Source organism: Shigella sp. FC1661 (assembly GCF_001712525.1).
In the GTDB taxonomy this organism is placed as follows: Bacteria; Pseudomonadota; Gammaproteobacteria; order Enterobacterales; family Enterobacteriaceae; genus Escherichia; species Escherichia coli.
In genome coordinates this window covers 1-2,034 of the sequence record NZ_MDGW01000279.1, presented here as the reverse complement: position 1 = coordinate 2,034, position 2,034 = coordinate 1, and the positions used below count along the sequence as shown (strand labels likewise).

Sequence of the window (2,034 nt, the reverse complement as noted above, 5' to 3'; positions counted from 1 at the left end):
TTGGTGCTCATGGTAAAAAACAGGTGGAATAGCATTATCAAAGTGATCGGTTAATGTCATATATCCATATGGAGAGTCATGATCAATGATATACGCATTTGCACCAAAATCAACAGTGTGATGTTTTGTATTCAGGGGGTGTTTTTTCTGATGGCTAGAGATTTCAACGCCAAAAAACACAAAGTCATGATTAGCTATTTTTTTTATATCATCAGCGTATGTGTTTCGTTTTGTGCATATTCCTTCAGACTGAATTTTATTGAATGACTTAATGTTTAAAATTTTATCAGACAAATCAGAATTACTTTGATGTCTGAAGATTAAATCAGAATTAATAATTAGCGAAAGCAAATTGAGTTCCTCTGCAGAAAGAGGATGAAGTTTTTCCCTTATTTCAGATATATAATGCTTCGATAATCTGTCAAGGTGCTCAATAGCCTTAAATGAGGCTTTAGCGTCTGATGGTGCATCAATTGCTATATTTAAAGATTTAAAGTTAGAGCCTTGAGAGAACATTCTACTATAACTCTGTGCTGCTATAGTTTTCCTAAAGAAATCTTTAATAATATTTGCACTATCTTTTAAATTTTTTTCATCTGGCATAGTTTGTTGTGCAGCGTTTCGCACTGATGTCACTTTTGGAAATAATGTATGTAATCTGTTATCCATAGAATCTATATTGCATTGGGTATTTGCTGAGTTCAGTGTTTCTGATATATTCATAAAATGAACCTTATATGAAAACAGTTTTAATTAATATCTTTCCCCACAAGATATAGTAGGGTATGAATTACAATTTTTGAGTATATATACAATATACTGCATGTAATTAGATAAGGGTATTATATACTTTTGATGTTATGTGATGCCAGATATTTCAAAATATCTAAAATCCGATGCTTAAGAACTCAAGTTAATCTTTTTTGTGAAATTATTTTCATAATTTAATAACTATATCAATTTTATTGAACAGCAATGAATTTTACTATAAAAAAACGATACTTTCTCTGATTCCTCTTATGGAGTGCTTCCAGTTAGTAGAATGTGTATTCTGCAATGAAATCCTCGATGATTTTTTCATGAAGCTCAACTAAGTGTGAAAAACTGATGTTTTTTTAATAGAGGTTAGTTTGGCCATATATAATTATTGTACTTTTGCAGTTTTTTTGTTACTTCCCTTATGAGTTCAAAATCGCCTTAATGGAGCAGTCACTGCAACCCAGAGCCTGTGTGGCGTAGATCGCCCGTGAAAATGGAATCTGCCGTTCGGTTTTTGCGCGAAGTTTTTCTGAGCTTTTACCGAACTGCATACGCTGCAGTTTCGCAACCAGCGCCTTCAGTCGGTTGATTTCGGAAGCATAAGCCGCCATCCGCTGTGAGAGCAGGCGGTTGTATTCAGCCATCTGGTGGATAGTGTCCTGTTGCGTCTGCAACAGTGCCCGCAGGCGGGCGTTCTCATGAGCAAGTGAGGTGTCCATTTCCTCACTTTACAACGGGTTATATGCGGATTCCAGCACGTTCCGTTCGTTTTGGATGTTTGTCGGGTAAGGACAGTTCATTGCTGGACTGCCCTCCCCTAAGAACGGTGCATACCGGTTTCCCGGTACACCGCTCAAGCCTTTATAAGCCCTTTTTGAGAGAGCCGGCTTCACAACTGTGTAACTGTCGATGGCAATTTGGATGTAACAAGACAAGGTTAGATAATTCTTCACCGCCCCCCATAACTTTCTTCACCTTATGGTGTACGTTCCAGCCAGTTTCATGGGTAATGCGCTGCCGGCATATCGGACACAGAGAGCTTTGTGACTCGAGTAGGCAGCCTGACGGCTGCGGTTTGTCATGGTCTGCAATTACCGTTATAAAAACAGGATAAACCGGAACCAGTGGCGAAAGTGTGCTATGCACAAATGGTGAAACAGTTCCTGAGTCGTGACCCGTTCGAATGCGTGCTGTGTGGCGGCCGGATGGTATACCGCCGGGCCATCGCGGGACTGAATGTGGAGGGGCTGAAGAAAAACGCGCGGGATATCAGTC

General features: G+C 39.4%; 1 protein-coding gene and 4 pseudogenes. 2 read left to right on the top strand and 3 right to left on the bottom strand.

What is annotated here, in order from left to right; translation table 11 throughout:
• Window positions 1-723: pseudogene (gene ospC1 / locus BFF42_RS15700) on the bottom strand (type 3 secretion system effector OspC1); the annotation flags it as partial.
• Window positions 724-1,173: 450 nt separating this feature from the next.
• Between ospC1 and BFF42_RS15695 the strand changes: the two are divergent.
• Window positions 1,174-1,236, top strand: a pseudogene (locus BFF42_RS15695) (IS66-like element accessory protein TnpA); the annotation flags it as partial.
• A 20-nt stretch (window positions 1,237-1,256) separates the two neighbouring features.
• On the opposite strand, the pseudogene BFF42_RS15690 reads toward BFF42_RS15695, so the two are convergent.
• Together BFF42_RS15690 and BFF42_RS28110 are read right to left on the bottom strand one after the other, a co-directional pair.
• Window positions 1,257-1,478, bottom strand: a pseudogene (locus BFF42_RS15690) (transposase domain-containing protein); the annotation flags it as partial.
• Between the two features lie 142 nt (window positions 1,479-1,620).
• A complete protein-coding gene (locus BFF42_RS28110) occupies window positions 1,621-1,905 on the bottom strand; it encodes an HNH endonuclease signature motif containing protein (RefSeq protein WP_012421719.1) in 285 nt (94 codons plus the stop codon).
• Between BFF42_RS28110 and BFF42_RS27295 the strand changes: the two are divergent.
• A pseudogene (locus BFF42_RS27295) lies at window positions 1,869-2,034 on the top strand (IS91 family transposase); the annotation flags it as partial. The gene BFF42_RS28110 and the pseudogene BFF42_RS27295 overlap by 37 nt on opposite strands.